Source organism: Pseudomonas sp. B111, assembly GCF_026428275.1.
Lineage (GTDB): Bacteria > Pseudomonadota > Gammaproteobacteria > Pseudomonadales > Pseudomonadaceae > Pseudomonas > Pseudomonas aeruginosa.
Map to the genome: position 1 here is coordinate 3,780,542 of NZ_CP097857.1, position 16,061 is coordinate 3,796,602.

Here is a 16,061-nt window from a genome sequence, read left to right on the forward strand (position 1 = left end):
TCAGATCATCTCCTCGCCACCCTTGCCGCCCAGCACGATATCGCCGGACTCGGCCATGCGCCGGGCAATGGTGAGGATTTCCTTCTGCGCACCTTCCACTTCGCTGACCCGTACCGGCCCCTTGGCCTCCAGGTCGTCGCGCAGCAGCTCGGCGGCACGCTTGGACATGTTCTTGAAGACCTTCTCGCGGATCGCCTCGTCGGAGCCTTTGAGCGCCAGCACCAGTACGTCCGAGGAGACTTCCCGGAGCAGCGCCTGGATGCCGCGGTCGTCGACGTCGGCGAGGTTGTCGAAGACGAACATCAGGTCCTCGATCTGTCCGGACAGGTCTTCGTCGACCTCGCGGATCGAATCCATCAGTTGGCCTTCGATGGAGCTGTCGAGGTAGTTCATGATGTCCGCCGCGCGCTTGACCCCGCCCATGGTAGTGCGGGTGGCGTTGGAATTGCCGGCGAACTGCTTCTCCAGGATCAGGTTGAGTTCCTTCAGCGCCGAGGGCTGCACGGTGTTCAGCGAGGAGACGCGCAGGACGATATCCAGGCGCACCTTGTGGTCGAAATGGCTGAGCACCTCGGCGGCCTGGTCGGGATCGAGGTAGGCGACCACGATGGCCTGGATCTGCGGGTGTTCGTAACGGATCACGTCGGCCACGGCACGCGGCTCCATCCACTTCAGGCTGTCCAGGCCGCTGGTGCTGCCGCCGAGGAGGATGCGGTCGATCAGGTTGTTGGCCTTGTCCTCGCCGAGGGCCTGGGTGAGCATCTTGCGGATGTAGCCGTCGGCACCGACGCCGAGGCTGGTCTGGTCGCCGACCACTTCGACGAACTCGCCCATCACCTGCTCGACCTGTTCGCGGTGCACGTTGCGCATCGACGCCATGGCCACGCCGACCCGCTGCACCTCTTTCGGCCCCATGTGCCGCAGCACCTGCGCCGCGTCGGTCTCGCCGAGCGACAGGAGCAGGATGGCGGCCTTGTCGACCTTGGTCAGTTTGGCGGCGAGACGATTCTCACTCATGGCGCTTACTCATCGGCGTTGATCCACTCTTTCACGACCTGGGCGACGCGGCCCGGGTCCTGTGCGACCAGGTTCTTGATCGCGTTCAATTGCGCATCATACCCCTCCGTGGGGCTCGGCAGGAGGATGCTCGACGGCCCGCCGATGCTCACCCGGTCGTCGGCCAGCGAGCCTTCCAGGCCACTCTCGCCCAGCGCCAGGTCGCCGTCGCGACCGCCGCCGCCGGCCAGCGACTTGCCCTTGCCGCCGCCGGTGATGTTGCTCAGCACCGGACGCAGCACGCCGAACACCAGGACCAGGATGAACAGCACGCCGAGCACCTGCTTGACGATGTCCCAGAACCACGGCTGCGAGTAGAACGGAATGCTGTCGATCTCTTCGGCCTGGGCCGGGGCGAACGGCGCGTTGATCACGCTGACGCTGTCGCCGCGGCTGGCGTCGTAGCCCACCGAATCCTGTACCAGGCGGGTGAAGCGCGCCAGTTCGTCGGCGCTCCAGGGCTGGTGGCTGACCTCGCCGGTCTTCGCGTCGACCTTCATCTGGTCGTCCAGCACCACCGCCACCGACAGTCGGCGCAAGCGCCCCTGCTGCTGCTTGGTGTAGCTGATCGAGCGGTCCAGTTCATAGTTGCGGGTGGTCTGGTCGCGCTTGTCGGTCGGGTACGGCGCCAGCTCCGGCTTGCCGGTCTTCGGATCGATGATGGTCTGGCCGTTGGCGTCCTTCAGCGGCTGGCCCGGCGCGACGTAGTCGGCCGGCGCGCTGGCGGTGGCCTGCTGCGGAGCGCTGGCCGGGCCCGGCGGCTGGTTCGACAGCGCCCCCGGCACGCCCTGCGGCCCGGACGAATTCTGCCGTTCCTCGTTGTTGCGTTGCTCGCTGCGCAGGGCCGGCTGGTCCGGGTTGTACATCTCCGAGGTCGACTCGACCGCGCTGAAGTCGACGTCGGCGGACACCTCGGCCTTGTAGCGACCGTTGCCCAGCACAGGTTGCAGGATATTGTGCACGCGCTGGGTGAGCAGGCCTTCCATGCGCCGGGTGAAGTCGAACTGCTTGCCGGCCATGGTCAGCTCGGAGAGTTCCTGCTGGTCGGAGAGCAGGTTGCCCTTCTGGTCGACCACGGTGACCTGCGACTTGTCCAGCTCCGGCACACTGGTGGCGACCAGGTTGACGATCGCCATCACCTGGCTCGGCTCCAGGCTGCGCCCTGGATACAGCTCGACCAGCACCGAGGCGCTGGGCTTGCGGTCGTCGCGGACGAACACCGAACTCTTCGGGATCGCCAGGTGCACGCGGGCGGCCTTGACGTTGTTCAGGCTCGACACGGTGCGCGCCAGCTCGCCTTCCAGGCCGCGGCGGTAGTTGGTGGCTTCCATGAACTGGCTGGTGCCCAGCGCCTGTTCCTTGTCGAGGATCTCGAAACCGACGTTGTTGTCGGTCGGCGCCACGCCGGCGGAGGCCACCTTCATGCGTGCCCGGCCGAGGTCGTCGGCCTTGACCAGCAGCGCGCCGGAGTTGGGTTCGACCTTGTAGGGAATGTCCGCCGCGGTCAGCGCTTCCACCACACGGTTCGCGTCGACCCCGTTGAGGCTGCCATAGAGCGGCTTGTAGTCCGGCTGCTGGGACCAGAGCACAACGGCGAAGCCGATCGCCACGCTGGCGGCGAGACCGACCAGCAGGCCGATCTGGCGCAGCATGGTCATCTCGGAAAGGTTGTCGAGGAACGACAGTCCCGGGAAGGATTTCTTCAGCATCCCGGCACCGCCGCTCTTGGCGGGAACCTGGCTGTCGATCAGTGCATCGGCCATGAACTAGTTATCCTCGCGCCGCTCAGACCGGCATCTGCATGATGTCTTGGTAGGCCTGGACCAGTTTGTTGCGCACCTGGGTCATGGCCTGGAACGACACGCTGGCCTTCTGGCTGGCGATCATCACGTCGGTCAGGTCGACGCCGCTCTGGCCGACCTCGAAGGCGTTGGCCATCGCGGTGGAGGCCTGCTGGGTCTCGTTCACCTTGTCCACGGCCTGGGAGAGCATTTCCGAAAAGCTCGGCGCCCCCACTTCGGCCGGCGCCTGAACCGGTTTGGCCTTGGCCATGGCTTCCATTTGCATGGAACGCATTTCCAGCATCAGACGATTGAACTCGACACCCTGACTCATGACTCTTCCTCCAACAGCCGCGGCTTTTTTGACGCCGCCCGGCACTTTGCAGAGGAGTTAGCAACAAGGGTGCCAAGTCGACCCCAAGGCCCGGCATCGGCGTTCGCCGCCAATGCCCGCGACCGCTGCAGGGTCCGTCCCTGCTCCGGTTATCGGCAGGCGCGCACGCTCGAACAGCCCCGGGCGACGACCGGCGGCGGACGCAAAAGGCCCGCACGAGGCGGGCCTGAGGAACATGGCGAGCCCTCAGATGGCGTAGAGATAGGCCTCCACGTCCATCCCCGCGTCGCGCATCTGGGCGAGCTTGTAGCGCAGGGTCCGTGGGCTGATGCCAAGGCGCTCGGCAGCCTCCTTGCGGCGGCCGCGCTCGGTGCGCAGGGTATCGATGATCACCTGGAATTCGCGGCGGCGCAGGTCGTCGCCCAGCGCGCCGCTAGCGTCCTGGCCTGCGGCCGGCGACGGAATCTCGACGCTCGGCGGGGTGGCCGGTGGCATTGCCGGCATGGGCACCGGCACCGGGGCCGCGAGCGGCATGCCGATCGGCGCGGTGAGGCACAGGTCGGCGGGCTGGATCAGGCCGCCCTGTTGCAGGATCAACGCACGCTGGATGGCGTTGTCGAGTTCCCGTACGTTGCCCGGCCAGGCATGCCGGACCAGGCACTGGGCGGCCTCGGGGCCGAGCGCCACCGCGCCGAGGTTCATCTTGCGGCTGTGCTTGCGCAGCAGACGCTCGGCCAGCGGCAGGATGTCCGCAGGGCGTTCGCGCAGCGGCCGCCAGGCCAGCGGGAAGACCGACAGGCGATAGTAGAGGTCCTCGCGGAAACGCCCCGCCGCGACTTCCGCCGCGAGGTCGCGGTTGGTCGTGGCAAGCACGCGGATATCCAGGTTGATCGGCTTGCGCGCACCGACCCGCTCCACCTCGCGCTCCTGCAATACGCGCAGCAACTTGGCCTGCAGGCCGAGGGGCATTTCCGATATCTCGTCGAGAAGAATGGTGCCGCCGTCGGCCAGCTCGAACTTGCCGGGCTGGGCGGCAATGGCGCCGGTGAAGGAACCTTTCTCGTGGCCGAACAGGGTGGCCTCGAGCATGTTGTCCGGGATCGCCGCGCAGTTGATCGCGATGAACGGCTTGCCGGCACGCGGCGATTGCTGGTGGATATAGTTGGCCAAGACTTCCTTGCCGGTCCCGGACTCGCCGGAGATCAGCACGGTGGAATCGCTGCGCGCGACCCGCGCGGCCAGTTCCAGTAACTGCCGGCTGGCCGGCTCCAGGGCCACCGGACCATCCTCCTCGCTCCCCGGCAACTGGCCCAGCGCATGGCGTGCCACCAGGTCGAGCAGCGCCCGCGCCTCGAACGGCTTGACCAGGTAGTCGGCGGCGCCCTGGCGCATCGCCTCGACGGCGCGATCGACCGCGCCGTAGGCGGTCATCAGCAACACCGGCAGGTGCGGGTAGCGTGTACGGATCAGGCCGAGCAACTGGTGTCCGTCCATGCCCGGCATGTTCACGTCGCTGATCACCAGGCTGAAGGCTTCGCGGGCCAGGACCGGCAGCGCCGCCTCCGCCGAGTCCACGGCGACGAACTCGTGACCGCCCAGCAGCAGGGTGTCGCTGAGGGCTTCGCGTAGTGCGCGGTCGTCTTCGACCAGCAGGACTTTGGCTGCCATGGGGTTACTCCTGAATCGCAGAAAGAGGCGCCGCCGGAATCAGCGGCAGGATCAAGGTGGCGCAGGTGCCGCGCCCGGGCCGAGAGCGCAACTGCAATTGCCCCTGGTGGGCGCGTGCCACGGCCTTGACCACCGCCAGGCCAAGCCCGGTACCGGTGGTCTTGGTGGTGAAGAAGGGTTCGCCCAGGCGCGCCAGGGTCGCCGGGTCCATGCCCGGTCCATTGTCGCTGACGCTGAGGCGCAGGCTGTCGGCGCGGGCATAGAGATGCACCTTCAGGCGCAGTTCGGGCCCGCAGGCCTGGATCGCGTTCTCCACCAGGTTGAGCACGGTGCCCACCAGGGTGTCGCGATTGCACAGCAGCTCGCCGCCGCGCGCCTCGCACTGCCAACGCACCTGGAGCCCCTGGACATGGACTTCGGCCGCCGCGCGCAGGCTGTCGAACAGCGCCTTCGGCGCCACCCGGTCGGTCAGTGGCAGCTCGCCGCGGGCGAACACCAGCATGTCGCGCACCTGATGCTCCAGTTCGTGCAGGCGCTCCTTCAGCCGCCCGGCGAAGCGTTGCTGCTGGTCGGTCGGCAGCGCCTGCTCGCTGAGGTGCCCGGCATAGAGCAACGCCGCCGACAACGGCGTGCGGATCTGGTGGGCCAGCGAGGCGACCATCCGCCCCAGCGCCGACAGGCGCTCGTGGCGCGCCAGTTGCTCCTGGAGACGGCGGGTATCGGTAAGGTCGTTGAGCAGGATCAGTTGACCCGGTTCGCCGTTCAGCGAGCGGGTGGCGATGGACAGGCGACGTCCGTCGCGCAGGGAAATCTCGTGGCCGTCATCCTCGCGCGGAGCGAAGCAGCGGGCGATCACCTCGCGCCAGAGCATGCCCACCAACGGTTCGCCAAGCAGGCCCAGGGCCGCCGGGTTGGCCTCGCGGACCACACCATGGGCATCGATGACGATGACGCCGCCGGGAAGCAGGTCGAGCAGGCTCTGCAAGCGGTTGGCCAGGCGCTCCTTTTCCGCCAGCTCCTCCATGCGCTGCGCGCTGACCAGGGCCAGTTGCCCTTTCAGCTCGGTAACGCGCTCCTCCAGCAGGCTGTAGGACTCGCTGAGCTGGCTGGACATCTGGTTGAACAGCGCGAAGGCCTGCTCGAGGCCGGCGCGGCTGGTGGCCTCGGCCGTATCGGCTGGCTGCTCGGGGAAGGCGTTGAGGGCTGGTTGCATTGCGTTTCTCTCGGTCGGCGCGACGTCATGGTTCTGTCGGTCGACGGAGATACAGCAATACCCGTGCCTAAATTTTTTTCATTTGAAAATCAAAGCGTTGCGAAACGACCTGTCAATCATCCGACAGGTCGTCGTCGCGCCGGCTCATGCCGTACTTGCGCATCTTCTCCACCAGCGTGGTGCGGCGGATGCGCAGGCGTTCGGCGGCCCGCGCGACCACTCCGCCGGCATCGTCGAGGGCCTGCTGGATCAGGCCCTGCTCGAGGTTGGCCAGGTAGTCCTTGAGGTCCAGGCCTTCGGCCGGCAGCATCGCCGGCGCGTCCATTCCCGGCAGCCCGGCGTTGATCGCCGCGCGCTCTTCCAGCTCTTCGCGCAGGCTGCTGGCGAGTTGCTCGTCCTCGTCGTCGACATGGCGGAATTTCTTCGGCAGTTCGCCGACCCCGATCACCCCGTAGGGATGCATGATCGCCAGGCGCTCCACCAGGTTCGCCAGTTCGCGGACGTTGCCCGGCCAGTCGTGGCGGCAGAGCGACATGATTGCCGCCGAGTTGAAGCGGATCGACCCGCGCTTCTCATGCTCCATCCGCGAGATCAGTTCGTTGAGCAGCAGGGCGATGTCTTCCACCCGCTCGCGCAGCGGCGCCATCTCGATGGGGAATACGTTGAGGCGGTAGTAGAGGTCTTCGCGGAAAGTGCCGTCCTCGATCATCTTCTCGAGGTTCTTGTGGGTCGCGGCGATGATCCGCACGTCGACGTTCTGCGTCTTGTTGCTGCCAACCCTTTCGAAGGTGCGCTCCTGCAGCACGCGCAGCAGCTTGACCTGCATCGGCAGCGGCATGTCGCCGATCTCGTCGAGGAACAGGGTGCCGCCGTTGGCCAGCTCGAAACGTCCGGCACGGCTGGTGATGGCACCGGTGAAGGCGCCCTTCTCGTGGCCGAACAATTCGCTTTCCAGCAGTTCCGCCGGGATCGCCCCGCAGTTCACCGGGACGAAGGGCCCCTCGCGGCGCTTGGAATGGTAATGCAGGTTGCGCGCCACCACTTCCTTGCCGGTGCCGGACTCGCCGAGGATCAGCACGCTGGCATCGGTATCGGCGACCTGCTGCATCATCTGCCGCACCTGCTGGATCGCCCGGCTGGTGCCGACCAGGCTGCGGAACAGGTTCGGCTCGCGGGAACGGCCGCGCTCGCGGGCCTGGTCGTACATCTCGCGGTAGACCTGGGCGCGATGCAGGGAGTCGAGCAGCTTGTTGTAGCTGGGCGGCATCTCCAGGCTGGCGAGCACCCGGCGGCGCAGCTCTTCCGGCCAGTCGGCCGGGGCCGGCTCGCCGATCAGCAGGATCGGCAGGTACTCGTCCCAACTGGCCAGCTGCTTCAGCAGCTCTACCGCCCCGCCCTTCGACTCGACGCTACCGAGCAGCACGCACAGGGCTTCGCGACTGTTGCTCAGGCCCGCCGCTACCTCTCGCCAATCCTCGCTGTTGCAGGTCAGCTGATCTTCGCCGAGGAAGTTGAGAATGACTGCCAGGTCGCGACTGCGATCGAGATTGTCGTCAATCAGCAAGAGTTTGGTTTCGCGCCACATTTTGATCAGCTGCCTTGCATCGAATGGGTCTCGCTCGACCCGAAAGAGGGCTGGGACTAATGCCTATTTCTAATAAGCAGCCAGCATTTGGCCACTAGTTAAGTCAAATGTGAACGATTAGTCAATTTTATGGCGTGTTTTTTTTGCTGTTTCCGACAGGGAGAGGCAATAAAAAACCCCTACAGACCGCATGGAAAGCAGTACTGGCAGGGGTTTTGGGGGATATGTAAATTTTTCCGAAAAGCCTTGCGCCAAAGTAACGGCACAAAGCCATGAAAAACTTATCCGAACATCTGGTAGACCTTGGCGCCTTGCTTCGACTGGTTCAGCTGGATCAGATCGGTGGCCAGCTTGCGCTGCTCGCCCTGGCAGACATCGATCAGCTCGCGATACAGCGCCAGCAGCTCTTCCATCCGCGCCCGCAAGGTGGCTTCGTCCTGTACATCGAGCATCGCCTCGTCGACGGCCTGGCGGCAACGCTGGTCGAGTTCACCGATGGCCTCCCAGTTCTGGCTGGCCAGGGCAACGCGCAGGGCGCTACCGGTTTCTTCAAGGATCTGTACAGCTGCACTCATTGCTTGGTCCCTCTGGGGATGCCTCTCAGGGGGCAATCGCATCCCAACCGGATTTGATGTTGCGCAACAGCTCGGAAACTTCCTCGAGCTTGCCCGCGTCGTTCTTCAAGTTGGCTTCCGTCAGGCGCATCGACATGTAGGCGTAAAGGCGGTCGAGGTTGGCTGCCAGCTCGCCGCCCGCCTCGAAGTCGAGCCCTTCGCGCAGGCCACCGACGATGGCGATGGCCTTGCCGATCAGCTCGCCCTTCAGCGCCACTTCGCCGCGCTCCAGGGCTCCGCGGGCCTGCGCCATCCGGGTCAGGCCGCCTTCCATCAGCATCTGGATCAGGCGATGCGGGCTGGCATCGATAGCCTGAGCCTGGGTACTGACATTCTGGTATTGCCGCATGGCTGCCATTGCGTTCATCGACGGTTGCCTTGTTCGGTGACTGATACGCTCTATATCGGTCGGCTACCGCGATTCTTTAGCGCCGTTCGCTGTCTTCGCCCTGCGCTTCGGCGCTGCCAATGGCATCCCAGGCCTGCTTGATCTGGCCCAGCAGCGCCTCGACCTCGTCCAGCGGACGCGGTGTGTCGTCCAGCGCGACACCAGCCAGGCGGCGGGTCATGTAGTCGTACAACGCATCCAGATTGCCGGCTATCTCGCCGCCCTGCTGGTGATCGAGGCCAGCCTGCAAGGCGCCGATGATCGACAACGTGGTACCTACCGCTTCGCCGCGCAGCGCCGGGTTGCGCTCCAGCACCGCGCGCCGGGCCAGGGCGATGCGTTCGAGCGCGCCGTCCAGCAGCAGCTTGACCACCTGGTAGGGCGGGACGTCCTGTGCGCTGCCTACCTGCCGGTAGGTATCGATAGGACGCGACATCAGCTTTTCTTCACAAGGCCAGGCAGGCTGCTAAGAGCCTGGGCCATGCGTCCGCTGGTCTGGTTGAGCTGGCCGATCAACTGGTCCATGGCGGTGAACTGCTTGAGCAAACGATCCTGCAACTGCTCGACCCGGCGATCGAGCGCTTGGCGCTGGGTATCCACCGACTTGATGGTGTCCTGCAATCCATCCAGGCGCTGCTGGAGCACGCCGCCGGTCTGGGTGTAAGGCGTGAGCTTGTCGTCGAGACGCTTCATCAGGCCGGTATCGCCGGTGAACAGAGCGGAAACCGACTCGAACTTGTCCTTCAGAACCTTGTCGAGTTTCTTGTCGTCGATCTCCAGGGTGCCGTCTTTCTTGGTGGTGATACCCATGTCGGCGAGCATGCGAACATCGGTACCTTGCCCCGGCTGGACCATCTCGTTGCGCATGGTGGTGAGCAGGTTGCGCACGCTGCTGTCACCGACCAAGGCACCGACCACGGGAGCCTTGTCGTCGCCCACCTTGGTCACGCCGGTCAGTTCCGAAGTCACGCCGACCAGCTTGTTGTAGGCCTCGACGAACTTCTTGATGTTGTCCTTGACGCCGCCACGGTCCTGCTCGACCGAGATGGTGATCGGCTTGTTGGTGTCGGTGACCGTCTTCAGCTCGAAGGTGACGCCGTTGATGACCTTGTCGACCGTATTGGTCGGACTTTCCAGGGTCAGGCCGTCGATGCTGAACTTGGCATTCTTCGCCTGGGTGATATAGCCGCTGCTGCTGGAGGACGTACCGTCCAACTGGGACAGGGTCAGCTTGCCATCGGCGCCGACGCTGCCGATGTTGAAGTTCTCCAGGCCGGAACTGCCCTGGACGAACACGTCCTTGCCGGCGCCGGAATCCTTGCCGGTGAAGACCAGTCGCGAGGTTCCGTCTCCAGGGTTGTTGACGATGTTGGCGGTGATGCCCTTGTCCTTCAGCTGCGCGTTGAGCGAGTCGCGCACTTCGGCGAGGGTCGCGCCCGCCGCGACGTTTACCGTGACGCCGGCATCGTCGGCGCCCTGCTTGATGGTCAGGGTTCCGCCGGAAGTGGTCTTGTAGCCATCGGCAAACGACGCGGTGGCCACCTTGCTGACGCTGGCCAGCTGGGTCACTTCGAGCTTGTAGATACCCGGCAGGGCGTCCTTGGTGGCGGTGGCGGTGGCGAATTTCTCGTCGCTGGTGCTCGCCGAGCGCTTCTGGAACAGCTCGGGCTTGTTCAGCTCCTTGAGGATGGTCTGCAGGTCGGAGATCGCGCTCTTGAGCTGGCCGATGCCGGTGAACTTGGCGGTGGTGTCGCTTTCCAGGCGCTTGAGCTGCGCCTCCTTCGGCGCCTTCTCGGCCGCCACCAGGGTGGAAACGATGTTCTTGATATCAAGGCCCGAGTTGTAGCCGTTGATCGTCGTACTGTTCGCCATCTTGCTTCACCTCGTCAGCTCATTGACGCTTTGTCCTTCCAATTCCAACAGACAGTCAAAAGACGTGCCAATTCCGCTCAGGCTTCCGCCTTGAACAGCAGGCTGCGCGCTTCGTCCAGTCGCTCTGCCAGGCGCAGGGCCTCTTCGGAAGGGATTTGCCGGATGACTTCTCCGGAAGTCGAATCGGTCACCTTGACCACTACCCGCCCCGTGGAGTCGTCCAGGCTGAAACTCAGATCACGGCGGATGCTCTGGGTGAACTTCTCGATGGAGGAAACCGCCTCCTCGACCGCAGCGCGTTGCTCCTTGTCGCCCATCCTGACGTCGCCCGTCCGTTGCGCGCTTGCGCTGGCGGCCGCCTCGCCGGCCTGGCCGGCCGGGCGTGCGCCATCGGAAGAAGACGCCGAGCCGAACAGCCGGATTACCGGAGCAGCCGTCGAATTGTTGACATTGCTGACGTCCATCGTCGCTACCTCTCAATGAGATACGAGGGGAAGCGCGCCAGCGCTCCCCCTCGTGACTTCACCTTGACCTCGCCGAAGCTTAGCGCAGCAGGCTCAGAACCGACTGCGGCAGCTGGTTGGCCTGGGCCAGGATCGCGGTGCCGGCTTGTTGCAGCACTTGGTTCTTGGTCAGGTTGGCGGTTTCGGCTGCGAAGTCGGTGTCTTCGATCCGGCCGCGAGCAGCCGATACGTTCTCACCGATGTTCTTCAGGTTGTTGATGGTGTTGTCGAAGCGGTTCTGCACCGCACCGAGGTCGGCACGCTGGGCGTCGATCTGCTTGATCGCCTCGTCGATCACCAGCACGGCGGACTGAGCGCCCTTCGCGGTGGAGATGTCGATCTTGGCGACGGTGTCGTTAGCCTCGGTGAACGTCGTGGTGCCTGCCGCGGTGCCTGCGCCGGTGCTGCCGGTGTCGGTGATGGCTACGCCGGAAACCGCACTGGTAGTACCATCCGCACTAGCCTTGGACACGTAGCTGATCTGCGCGCCGTCGGTGAAGGCACCGATGCCGACGTTGGCGTCGTTGACCGCAGCGGCGATCTTGGCAGCCGCCTGCTCGGCGGTTTCGTTGCCCTTCATGTCGACCTTGACGTTCACGGCGCTGCCGCCAGTGATGCCGATCGCGATGTCGACGGTGCCCGAAGCGGTTGCAGCAGTGACCGCACCGCCGCCAGTAGCCGTGAAGTAGGTGCCGTTCAGCGACTCTGCGCTCATCTCGTCGATGCCGACGCTGATGATTTCGTTGGCGGCCGAACCCACCTGGAAGCTGGCGACGCCGAAGGAACCGTCGAGCAGCTTGCGGCCACCGAAGGTGGTGGTGTTGCTGATACGATCCAGTTCTTTCTGCAGTTGCTTCACTTCGCCATTCAGAGCGGTACGCTCGGAGTCGCTGTTGGAGCCGTTGGCCGACTGCAGGGACAGGTCACGCATACGCTGCAGGATGTTGGTCGACTGCTGCAGGGCGCCTTCAGCGGTCTGCGCCAGGGAGATACCATCGTTGGCGTTCTTGGTAGCCACGTTCAGGCCGTTGACCTGGCTGGTCAGACGGTTGGCGATCTGCAGGCCGGCGGCGTCGTCCTTGGCGCTGTTGATGCGCGAACCGGTGGACAGACGCTGCAGCGAAGTGTTCAGCGACGCGGAAGAGTTGTTCAGGTTCCGCTGAGTGTTCAGCGAAGCGATGTTGGTGTTGACGGTCAAGGCCATCTTGATGCCCTCCAAGGACGATATGTTTGCCTGAGCTTGCGACCTCGGGTGGGCATCGCCCAGGCACCCCTAAAGTTCGCATTCGTGATCTTTATCGGCGCTTCCCTGGGGAGCTTTAGGTTTTTTTTTGACCATCCTCGTTTTTCATGCATCGTCCCCGTCGGAGGGGTTCGCGCAAGGCCTCCCGAGCGCTGCGGACAGCGCGACGGAAAGCCCCGTCGGCCGCTCAGTCCGGCATCCAGGCGCGATACCAGGCGCGCAAACGCTCGCCGTCGAGCATCCAATCCGCCAGCACCCGTTCGCGCAGGTGATCCCCTGCCCTGGCCGCGGAATCCAGGTCGCGGGTATGCATGCGGATCGCGTCCACCCAGTCGCGGAAACGGTTCTTCACCCGCGTCACCGGCAGATCGTCCTGGTAGCAGCGCACGTCGCTGCAGACCACCGGGAAACCGCAGGCGCCGTATTCCAGCAGGCGCAGATTGCTCTTGCACTCGTTGAACAGGTTCTGCTCCACCGGCGCCAGCGCCAGGTCGAGATCGAGAGCCGCCAATGCCCGCGGATAGCGTTCGATAGGCACCCCCGCATGCACTTCCCTGACGAAGGGACGGATGGACGGCGGGCACATGCCGAAGAACACCCAGTCGACTTCGTCGGCCAGTTCCCGGACCACATCGGCGATCAGTTCCAGATCGCCGGTATGGCTCGAGCCGCCCGCCCAACCGACACGTGGCCGCTCGCCGCGCCGCCGCTGCGCCCGCAGCCCCTGCCACCACCCCACCGGCAGGCGGTTCTCGATCACCCGGATATCCGGGTGGAGACCGGCGAAGGCCTCTGCCAGGGCCGGCGTCGACACCACGAAGCGGTCGACGTAACCCAGCCCGCGACGCAACGTGCGCAGGATGTCCTTCGGCAGGTGCTGGCGATGGGCGCTCTTGAGGGGCACGTTGGGCAGATAGTCGTCCAGCTCGTAGACCTTGAAGGCTCGCGAGAACGCCTGCATCCGCCGCATGGCCTCGAGACGCTCCTCGCCGACCTGGCGCTGCAGCACCAGTACGTCCGGGTCGTAGCGCTCCAGATCGGCCACGTGCATCAGGCCGATCGACAGCGCGCCATCGATGGATGCCGACTCGCGCAACGCGCTGAACGGCTGGATCACCCGGTAATGGCCGCAGCCGAACAGGTCGGCGGGGTGCGCCAGGACAGTGGGCAAGGGCCGCCACCCCTGCAACGGGCGCCAGGCCAGCTGCGGGTCGGCCAGCTTGAAACCGCCTTCGGCCTGCAACGAAAAGCCCGGGTTATAGGCGGGATCGCGTGCCAACAACGGTAGCCAGCGCGCGTACAGCGCATCTTCTTCCTCGACGCTCGCCGCCGTCGTGGCAGGCGCATCGAGCAACAGCCGCGCACGCGGCGTCCATACGTTCAGGTAGCCCGCCTGGACCGCCCGCAGGCAGATGTCGACATCGTCCCAGCGCGTCAGCGCCTCGTCGAAACCGCCCAATTCGAGGAACAACTCGCGGCGCATCAACAGGCATTCGCCAGCCACCGCCGAGTAGTTCTGGTCCACCTGCAGGCGCTGCAGGTAACCGGCGTCCTCGTGCGAACGCCCTTCGAAGGCCGCCCGGCCGGTCCGCACAAACCGAGCAGCCAGCCGGCGTGGCAGACCCGTCCGTCCGCCGCCAGGAGCTTGGCGCCTACCGCGCCGACTTCCGGACGCTGGCCATGGTTGAGTAACTGCTGCAGCCAATCCTTGTCGAGGATGCCGCTGCCGGCATCGAGCCAGAGCAGGAATTCGCCGCGCGCCCGGGACGCCGCCAGGTTGCGCAGAGCCCCACGGGACAACTGCCCATCGCCTCGCAGCACCCGCACCTGCTCGACACCCATGCCTTCGACGGCGAGCAGCCATTCGCGAACGTCGGCCGCTTCGCCACCCTGTTCCAGCAGAAGGATCTCGTAGTTGGGATAGGCGGTATTCTCCAGCACGGTTTCTACGCAACGCTGGAGCTGCGCCAGGCGCTCCCCGGCCAGCACCAGGATGCTGACCGGCGGTTGCCCGGCGTGGCCGTAGTCCAGCTCGTAGCGCCCCGGCAGCCGGCTTCCGACTGTCGCCTGCGCGTAGCCACGGACACGCAGGTGGCCTTCGATCGCCGCACGCTCGGCGGTGCTGTCCTGCAGGCGCAGCGCTGGGCCAGACAGCAGTGGCTCGCTGATGTGTCCGATACAGCCCAGGCCCCGCTGCTCGACGAGACGCAACTGGTAGGCCAGCTCGAAAGCCTCGCCGGCGGTCTCGTCGAATCCGCCCGTGGCAAGCAGCGGCTCGCGGCGGAACAACCAGTGCCGGGACAGGCCGGCGGGGAAACTGAGCAGAAGGTCGAGATTCAGGTCCGGGCGCAACGCCGCGCCCAGCTCGCCGTCATCCAGGCGCATGAGTTCGTCGGCGTACACCGCCTGGCAGCTCTCCGGTGCCGCCAGCAGGTCCAGCGCCGCCACCAGCAGGCCGCTGACAGTGAATTCGACACCCGCTTCGACCAGGAGCAACCAGTCGGTATCAAGCCGGGCAAGCGCCTGGTTGATCGTCGGCACCGGCCCCACCTCTGGATCGAAGAGCATCGCTCCGTTCCGCGGACTCGTGCCCAGCGGCGCGAACAGGTGGCTCTCGACACGTGGATACGAATTGACGTGCTCCAGGCTCTGCAGGGTACGCTCCACGGCCTCGGTATCGCCGTGGGCATCGAGCACCAGCACCGCGAAGCGCGGCCCACCACCCTGCTCCTGCAGGAATCGATCGATCAGCACCTTCTGCACCGCATCCGGCCGCCGCGCCTCCAGCCAGGTCGACAGCGTGACGCTACCGAAGCCCGCCGCCCGCCTCAGCGCGGCGAGCAGGTTGACCGGCTTGAAGACACGGGCGTCCAGGCGGGTGATCGGTGCCACCCGGACGAAGCGGTTGTCGGCGGCCTGGCGATACCAACCCAGTTCGCGGATAGCCAGGCGGAAGTCGGCATGGCCCTGCTCGCCGATACCGGGCTGGTCGCGCCCGATCTGGCTGAACTGCTGGCGGGAGACGCGGAAACGGGTCAGCGGCCGCGACAGGAACGCCAGGTCGCCACGCTGTAGCAACTGCGCGCACATGGCCAGGTCGCCGATCCAGTCGATGGCCCGGCCGTTGAGCATCATCAGGCGCTCGCAGATCTGCAGCAGCGCATCGCGCCGGGCCATCAGGCAACTGGGTTCACCGATGAAGTTGATGGTGTGGTCGGCGAGGAACGAGACCAGCTCGCGACCGTCGATCAGGACGTCGCCAGCGAACGGGAAGCAGGTCGCCAGGATGTCCGGCAGCGGCTGCCCTTCCTCGTCGATACGCAACCGCCGCGACGAGGCCAGGACCACGTTCGGCTCGCGCTCCATCGCTCCCACCAACGCCTCGACGCACTCGGGAAGCAACACGTCGTCGTCGTGGAGAAACTTGACGTACTCGCCCTCCGCCAGGCGGATGCCTTTCGCCGTGCTGCCCAGCTCGCCGAGGCGCGTCTCGTTACGGAAGTAGCGGATCGGGAACGCCGCGGAGGCGCGCTTCTGCTCGACCAGCGTAGCGATCCGCTCGTCGCTGCTGTCGTCGCAAATGATCAGCTCCAGGGCCGGATAGGTCTGCCCGAGCACGCTGTCGAGGGCGTCCTCGAAGTACTCCAGCTTGTAGGTCGGCATGACGATGCTGACACGAACGTTCGCGCTCATTGAGCCATTCCTGAGTAATTGGTGCAGCGCATGGTGATCGGAAGGGCCGGGCCATGGCCCTTCGTGTCGTCGCTCCCAGTCTCGACGCCCCGCGGCGGAGCATCTGCTCCG

General features: G+C 65.5%; 12 protein-coding genes and 1 pseudogene. All 13 read right to left on the minus strand.

The features are described from left to right. Entirely contained in the window at positions 1–1,017 is a 1,017-nt protein-coding gene (gene fliG / locus M6E97_RS17525; protein ID WP_003082212.1) for a flagellar motor switch protein FliG, read from the minus strand. Between the two features lie 5 nt (positions 1,018–1,022). Beyond that, positions 1,023–2,819 carry a flagellar basal-body MS-ring/collar protein FliF gene (gene fliF, locus M6E97_RS17530; RefSeq protein ID WP_003109118.1) on the minus strand — a complete coding sequence of 599 codons (1,797 nt, stop codon included), beginning with the start codon at positions 2,817–2,819 and terminating at the stop codon, positions 1,023–1,025. Between the two features lie 22 nt (positions 2,820–2,841). After that, positions 2,842–3,171, minus strand: a complete 330-nt coding sequence (gene fliE / locus M6E97_RS17535) for a flagellar hook-basal body complex protein FliE (RefSeq protein ID WP_003086454.1) — start codon at positions 3,169–3,171, stop codon at positions 2,842–2,844. 246 nt (positions 3,172–3,417) lie between these two features. Then, positions 3,418–4,839, minus strand: coding sequence for a sigma-54-dependent response regulator transcription factor FleR (gene fleR, locus M6E97_RS17540; RefSeq protein ID WP_003082202.1), 1,422 nt, complete (start codon positions 4,837–4,839; stop codon positions 3,418–3,420). Positions 4,840–4,843: 4 nt separating this feature from the next. Then, a complete protein-coding gene (gene fleS, locus M6E97_RS17545; RefSeq protein ID WP_003109120.1) occupies positions 4,844–6,052 on the minus strand; it encodes a sensor histidine kinase FleS in 1,209 nt (402 codons plus the stop codon). 112 nt (positions 6,053–6,164) lie between these two features. After that, a complete protein-coding gene (gene fleQ, locus M6E97_RS17550; RefSeq protein ID WP_003086448.1) occupies positions 6,165–7,637 on the minus strand; it encodes a transcriptional regulator FleQ in 1,473 nt (490 codons plus the stop codon). A gap of 281 nt (positions 7,638–7,918) precedes the next feature. After that, positions 7,919–8,212, minus strand: coding sequence for a flagellar protein FliT (locus M6E97_RS17555; RefSeq protein WP_003086445.1), 294 nt, complete (start codon positions 8,210–8,212; stop codon positions 7,919–7,921). 25 nt (positions 8,213–8,237) lie between these two features. After that, positions 8,238–8,618 (minus strand): flagellar export chaperone FliS, encoded by a 381-nt coding sequence (fliS, locus tag M6E97_RS17560; RefSeq protein ID WP_003158217.1) that lies wholly within the window; start codon positions 8,616–8,618, stop codon positions 8,238–8,240. Positions 8,619–8,676: 58 nt separating this feature from the next. Further along, on the minus strand, positions 8,677–9,075 hold the full coding sequence (gene fliS / locus M6E97_RS17565; protein ID WP_003086441.1) for a flagellar export chaperone FliS: 399 nt from the start codon (positions 9,073–9,075) through the stop codon (positions 8,677–8,679). Next, entirely contained in the window at positions 9,075–10,511 is a 1,437-nt protein-coding gene (fliD, locus tag M6E97_RS17570; RefSeq protein WP_016561641.1) for a flagellar filament capping protein FliD, read from the minus strand. The genes fliS (M6E97_RS17565) and fliD overlap by 1 nt, the downstream gene beginning before the upstream one ends. A 77-nt stretch (positions 10,512–10,588) precedes the next feature. Next, positions 10,589–10,975 carry a flagellar protein FlaG gene (locus M6E97_RS17575; RefSeq protein ID WP_003086436.1) on the minus strand — a complete coding sequence of 129 codons (387 nt, stop codon included), beginning with the start codon at positions 10,973–10,975 and terminating at the stop codon, positions 10,589–10,591. Positions 10,976–11,054: 79 nt separating this feature from the next. Then, positions 11,055–12,218, minus strand: a complete 1,164-nt coding sequence (locus M6E97_RS17580; protein ID WP_003086434.1) for a flagellin — start codon at positions 12,216–12,218, stop codon at positions 11,055–11,057. Between the two features lie 226 nt (positions 12,219–12,444). Further along, positions 12,445–15,950, minus strand: a pseudogene (locus M6E97_RS17585) (glycosyltransferase). Positions 15,951–16,061: the final 111 nt, after the last annotated feature.

Bases quoted from the DNA above. Each gene is read 5' to 3' on its own strand.
- fleS (WP_003109120.1), bottom strand. From the start codon at position 6,052: ATGCAACCAGCCCTCAACGCCTTCCCCGAGCAGCCAGCCGATACGGCC.
- fliD (WP_016561641.1), bottom strand. From the start codon at position 10,511: ATGGCGAACAGTACGACGATCAACGGCTACAACTCGGGCCTTGATATC.
- fliF (WP_003109118.1), bottom strand. From the start codon at position 2,819: ATGGCCGATGCACTGATCGACAGCCAGGTTCCCGCCAAGAGCGGCGGT.
- fliS (WP_003086441.1), bottom strand. From the start codon at position 9,075: ATGTCGCGTCCTATCGATACCTACCGGCAGGTAGGCAGCGCACAGGAC.
- M6E97_RS17555 (WP_003086445.1), bottom strand. From the start codon at position 8,212: ATGAGTGCAGCTGTACAGATCCTTGAAGAAACCGGTAGCGCCCTGCGC.
- M6E97_RS17575 (WP_003086436.1), bottom strand. From the start codon at position 10,975: ATGGACGTCAGCAATGTCAACAATTCGACGGCTGCTCCGGTAATCCGG.
- fleQ (WP_003086448.1), bottom strand. From the start codon at position 7,637: ATGTGGCGCGAAACCAAACTCTTGCTGATTGACGACAATCTCGATCGC.
- fliE (WP_003086454.1), bottom strand. From the start codon at position 3,171: ATGAGTCAGGGTGTCGAGTTCAATCGTCTGATGCTGGAAATGCGTTCC.
- fliS (WP_003158217.1), bottom strand. From the start codon at position 8,618: ATGAACGCAATGGCAGCCATGCGGCAATACCAGAATGTCAGTACCCAG.
- M6E97_RS17580 (WP_003086434.1), bottom strand. From the start codon at position 12,218: ATGGCCTTGACCGTCAACACCAACATCGCTTCGCTGAACACTCAGCGG.
- fliG (WP_003082212.1), bottom strand. From the start codon at position 1,017: ATGAGTGAGAATCGTCTCGCCGCCAAACTGACCAAGGTCGACAAGGCC.
- fleR (WP_003082202.1), bottom strand. From the start codon at position 4,839: ATGGCAGCCAAAGTCCTGCTGGTCGAAGACGACCGCGCACTACGCGAA.